6 protein-coding genes are annotated in these 5133 nt (G+C 74.9%); 3 read left to right on the top strand and 3 right to left on the bottom strand.

What is annotated here, in order from left to right; genetic code table 11:
- The first annotated feature begins 96 nt into the window (after window positions 1–96).
- Window positions 97–837, top strand: coding sequence for an LON peptidase substrate-binding domain-containing protein (locus B9S61_RS03310; RefSeq protein WP_103540834.1), 741 nt, complete (start codon window positions 97–99; stop codon window positions 835–837).
- Window positions 838–865: 28 nt separating this feature from the next.
- Complete coding sequence (ybaK, locus tag B9S61_RS03315) at window positions 866–1396, top strand: Cys-tRNA(Pro) deacylase (RefSeq protein WP_103540839.1); 531 nt, start codon at window positions 866–868, stop codon at window positions 1394–1396.
- 433 nt (window positions 1397–1829) lie between these two features.
- Here ybaK and B9S61_RS03320 read toward each other — a convergent pair whose 3' ends face one another.
- From B9S61_RS03320 to B9S61_RS03330, 3 genes are all read right to left on the bottom strand, one after another.
- On the bottom strand, window positions 1830–2570 hold the full coding sequence (locus B9S61_RS03320) for an AAA family ATPase (RefSeq protein ID WP_103540835.1): 741 nt from the start codon (window positions 2568–2570) through the stop codon (window positions 1830–1832).
- A 34-nt stretch (window positions 2571–2604) separates the two neighbouring features.
- Complete coding sequence (locus B9S61_RS03325; protein WP_103540836.1) at window positions 2605–3426, bottom strand: ABC transporter permease; 822 nt, start codon at window positions 3424–3426, stop codon at window positions 2605–2607.
- A gap of 86 nt (window positions 3427–3512) precedes the next feature.
- Window positions 3513–4487, bottom strand: coding sequence for an ABC transporter ATP-binding protein (locus B9S61_RS03330; protein WP_103540837.1), 975 nt, complete (start codon window positions 4485–4487; stop codon window positions 3513–3515).
- Window positions 4488–4713: 226 nt separating this feature from the next.
- Here B9S61_RS03330 and B9S61_RS03335 point away from each other — a divergent pair, with 226 nt between their 5' ends.
- Entirely contained in the window at window positions 4714–5121 is a 408-nt protein-coding gene (locus B9S61_RS03335; protein WP_103540838.1) for a VOC family protein, read from the top strand.
- Window positions 5122–5133 lie beyond the last annotated feature (12 nt).

Consider the following 5133-nt stretch of genomic DNA (forward strand, 5'->3'; position numbering starts at 1 on the left):
CCGCCCCGCGGCCGGCCGCCGGCATCCGGCATCCGGCCGTCCGAGGAATGGGCAGGGCGGTCGCTTCCGCTTCGGCGACCATTAGGCTTTTGCGTCGTGACCACCGTCCGGCTCCCGCTCTTCCCCCTGAACACGGTGCTGTTCCCGGGGCTCGTGCTTCCGCTCAACGTCTTCGAGGAGCGTTACCGCGCGATGATGCGCGACCTGCTGAAGACCCCGGAGGACGAGCCACGCCGGTTCGCCGTCGTGGCGATCCGGGACGGCCACGAGGTCGCGCCGAGCTCACCGGGGCTGCCCGACCCGACGGCCGTACCCGACCGGGGACCGGCGGCGGGCTTCGGCACCGAGCCGCTGCGCGCCTTCCACAAGGTGGGCTGTGTGGCCGACGCGGCGACGGTCCGGGAGCGGCCCGACGGCAGCTTCGAGGTGCTGGCGACCGGGACGGCCCGGATGCGGCTGCTGTCGGTCGACGCCTCGGGGCCCTATCTGACGGCCGAACTGGAGCCGGTCGAGGAGGAGCCCGGCGAGGAGTCGGGGGCGCTGGCGGAGGGGGTGCTGCGGGCGTTCCGGCAGTACCAGAAGCGGCTGGCGGGCGCGCGGGAGCGGTCGCTGGCGACCGGCGCGGACCTGCCGGACGAGCCCGGGGTGGTCTCCTATCTGGTCGCCGCGGCGATGATGCTGGACACGCCGACGCGGCAGCGTCTGCTCCAGGCGCCGGACACCGCGTCCCGGCTCCGGGACGAGCTGAAACTCCTTCGCGCGGAGACGGCCATCATCCGTAATCTGCCGTCGTTGCCGGCGTCGGAGCTGACGCGCGGCCCGATGAGTCTCAACTGATCCACGACCGACCGGAGTGGCGGCCACCATGGCGAAGAAGTCCAGGAAGCAGCAGCCGGGCGGAACGCCCGCGACGGTGGCGCTCACGGCGGCCGGAGTGCCGTTCACGGTGCACTCCTACGACCACGACCCCGCCCACCCGTCGTACGGCGAGGAGGCGGCCGAGGCGATGGGCGTCCCGCCGGACCGGGTGTTCAAGACGCTGGTGGCGGAGGTCGACGGGGCGCTGACGGTGGCGGTCGTGCCGGTGGCGGGACGGCTGGACCTCAAGGCCCTCGCGTCGGCGGCCGGCGGCAAGCGGGCGGCGATGGCCGACCCGGCGCTGGCGGAACGCACCACCGGGTACGTGCGGGGCGGGATCTCGCCGCTGGGCCAGCGCAAGAGGCTGCCGACCGTGGTGGACGAGTCGGCCGCGCTGCACGACACGGTCTGTGTGTCGGCCGGCCGCCGCGGTCTGGAGGTCGAGCTCTCCCCCAAGGACCTGACGGACCTCACCTCGGCGGTCCTCGCCCCGATCGGACGCGTTCAGCCCCTCGACACCACGCCCGGCTCCGGCTGAGCAACAAGGGCATCTCGAAGAGAACCCGCGAACGCAGGAGGCGGATCGGAAAACACCGGGCCAACCACGGCCACCGCCCCGCCTGACCCGTCCCCCAGGGCAACACGGGCGGGCACGACGCCACCCGCCGGCCTCCGCGGGCGGTCGTGCCTCCCCCTGTGCCTCAAGCGTTCGGGAGGTACCCCCGGGGCGGCGCGGGCGGGCACGACGGCCCCCGCGAACGCCTGCAGCACCCCCCGCCCCGCGGTCAGTCCTCCGGGGCGGCACGGACGGACGGCCCCGCCCTCCGGCCTCGCGGCCGGTCGTGCCACCCCCGGTGCCTCAGGGGCCTGAGTGGTACCCCCGGGGCGGCACGGGCGGTCGCGGGGGCACCTCGCAACGTCGGGCCGCGTAGCGACCCCGTCCGACCGAAACCCCCGGGAACCCCGGAAAGCTACGCCCCCGACCGCGGCACGTACGGCTCGGGCGGCAGCAGCGGATCCGGATCGCGGGGACCGAACAGACTCGTCAGCCCCAGGTGCGACACCAGCGCCGCGAACGGCCACGCCAGCAACGCCCCCTTGGCCCCCAGTTTCAACGGCGCGTCGAAGGTGACCCCTTTGCCGACGGCCCGCGCCTGCGCGATCACGTCCTGGGCCGGCCCGAGCCACACCCCCAGCCGCCAGGCCAGTACCGACCCCAGCAGCCCTCCCGCCGCCATCCCCACCACCAGCGGCACACCACCGCGCCGCCGCACCAGGAACACGGCCAGCGCGCTCACCGCCCCGAAGCCCAGCGCGAGAAGCGTGAACGTGCCGTCCACCGCGATCCCCTGCTCGCCCTCGGAGTCCTTGAGATAGACGGCCCAGTTGTCGCCGACCACATCACCCACCAGCGGCACCCGCGGTGCCAGCCACCACCACAGCACCCCGAGCAGCACCCCGCCGAGCGCCACGGCCACCGCGGCCACCGACGCCTCGCGCAGTTCGGTCCTCATCCCGGGGCCGTCCTCTGCCTGCCACCAGCCGTGCCGGGGATACCCGGCGTGCCCGGACTTCCCGGCATGCCGGAACGCGACGGCCGCGGGCCCGCCGGACGCCGGCGACTGCCACACACCCCGCGCGGACTGCGCGGACTGCGCCGACTGCGCGGACTGCTCGTGCGGGGGCGGTGGTGGTGTCAGGGGAGCGCTCACCCCGCTATCGTGCCAGGCCCGGCCGTGCGGCGCGTCACCGGACGGCCGCCCTGCGGTACGCCCAGGTCGCCACGGCCAGCGAGAGGACACCGACGACTCCGCACACGGCGAGGTCACCGAGCACCCGGGCCCAGTCGGGGTGCGGTCCGAAGGTCCGCGCGAGGGCCTCGACGCCGTACGTCGACGGCAGCAGGTCGCGTGCGAGCCGCACCACCTCCGGCATCCGCTCCGGCGGCAGCACGCCCAGCAGCAGCGCGGCGGACATGCCGAGCTGGCCGAGGAGCGTGGCCAGCTCCGGCCGGGGCGCGAGCAGGCCGAGGGCCGCTCCCAGTCCGGCGAGCGCGGCGCCGGCGAGCGGGATCACCGCGATCAGGATCCACAGATGCGCCATCGGCAGCCCGAACAGCACGCAGCCGAAGACGGCGGTCACCAGGGTCCCCGGCACGGTGAACGACGCGTACGCGCCCGCCGCGCCCAGCACCACGGCCGCCGGCGGCACGGGCAGGGTCGCGTAGTGGTCCAGTCCGCCGCCGGCCCGCAGCTGGCCGAAGTACTGGGCGAGGAGGTTCAGCGCGACGAAGGCGACGACCAGCACCGCCGAACCGGCGACCACGGACCGCGCCTCACCGCCGCCGTCCACCACCCCGCGCATCAGGATCATGATGCCGACCGACTGGAACGTCGCCACGAACAGCAGCGGGATCCGCGCGACCCTGGCCCGGGACAGCTGCGCCCGGTATACGGCCGCCAGCGACGGCCACAGCCGCGCCCGGGGGCCGAGCTCGGCCGCTTCCGGCCCGGCCTCCTTCGCGGCCGGGGCACCGTCCGGCAGGGCTTCGGCGGGTACGACACTCACCTCGTGCTGTGCTCCTTCGCTCGGAGATTCACCCGGATGCGCGTGGGCGGCCGCCCCGTTCCGTACGGATGACACGGCCCCTGTGCTCACGCCTTCACCAGTCCCTGTCGTACGGCACCGCCCAGCGCCAGGTAGACGTCCTCGAGGCTGGGTGTGGCCAGCGTGAAGTCGTCCAGGGCGGCGAAGGCGGCACCGCCGGTGACGGTGGCGACGACCGTACGGGCCTCCTCGGGCGCCAGCCGCAGCGTCCAGCGGCGGCCGGACTCGACGACGCGGTCGCACAGCGCGGCGACCTCGGGCACGTGCAGGGGCGCGGCTTCGCGCCAGACCAGATCGACCCGGACCTCACCGGCGACCCGCTCCTTGAGCCCGGACGGGGTGTCGCAGGCGATGACCCGGCCGCGGTCGAGGACCGCGACCCGGTCGAGGACCGTCTCGGCCTCGATGACGTTGTGGGTGACCAGCAGGACGGTCGCGCCGTGCTCGGCGCGGCGCCGGTCGACGGCGGACCACACCGCCCGCCGGGCCACCGGGTCCATGCCGGTGGTGGGCTCGTCGAGCACGAGCAGGGGCCGCTCGCCCACCAGCGCGGCTGCGAGGCAGGCGAGCCGGCGCTGGCCGCCGGAGAGCTTCCTCAGCGGGCGTCCGGCGAGCGGGGCGAGCCCCAGTTCGTCCAGGACGTCGTCCCGCTCGGCCCGCGCGCGGCGCGCGTCGAGCCCGCGCAGCCGGCCGGTGGTCTCGGCGGCGAGGGACACGGTGAGCTCGTCGAGGGCGGTGGACTCCTGCCCGAGGTAGGCGAGGATGCGGGAGGCCCGCTCGGGGTGGCGCACGATGTCGTGGCCGAGGATGCCGACGCTGCCGCGGTCGGGCCGCATCAGTCCGGTCAGCTGGCGTACCAGGGTGGACTTGCCGGCGCCGTTCGGCCCGAGCAGGCCGAAGATCTCACCGCGCCGGATGTCGAGCCCCACGTCGTCGGTGGCCCGGATCTCGGGTGTCGCGGGGACCCCGCGCCGGCCGCGCACCGCCGGGTAGGTCTTGGTCAGCCCGCGCACCGCGCACACGACATCACCGTGCCGGAATTCCTGTGCCGCGCGCGTACTCACAAGGGACGAGCCTACGGGGTCGGGGACCCCGGCCCGTCCGCGGGTCGCTCGCGCGCCGCGCCCCGGGAGCGGACGGGACAGGACGCACCGGGCACGCCGGGTCGCGCCCGCGGACTCCGGGGAATCGTCCGGTCGCTCACCGTGTTCACCGGTCGTCCGCACGAGCGATCTCCCGGGAGCCGGTATGACCGACGAACCCACCGCCGTCCGCGAACTGCGCCTGGTGGTCACCGCCGACGACTACGACGCCGCGTTGCGCTTCTACCGCGACGTCCTCGGCCTCACCGAGCGGGCGGCGTTCGCATCACCCGACGGCCGGGTCACCATCCTCGACGCCGGCCGGGCCACTCTGGAGCTGACCGATCCGCACCACGCCGCCTTCATCGACGAGGTCGAGGTCGGGCGGCGGGTGGCCGGTCACGTCCGGGTCGCCTTCCAGGTCGACGACTCCGCCGCCACCACGGCGAAGCCGGCCGCCGCCGGTGCGGAGGTGGTCGCCGAACCGACCCGCACCCCCTGGAACTCACTGAACTCGCGGCTGGAAGCACCGGGCGCGCTCCAGCTGACCCTCTTCACCGAGCTGGACACATAGGGGACGCCGTCC

It is taken from the genome of Streptomyces sp. SM1, from assembly GCF_002910825.1.
Classification (GTDB): Bacteria; Actinomycetota; Actinomycetes; order Streptomycetales; family Streptomycetaceae; genus Streptomyces; species Streptomyces okerensis.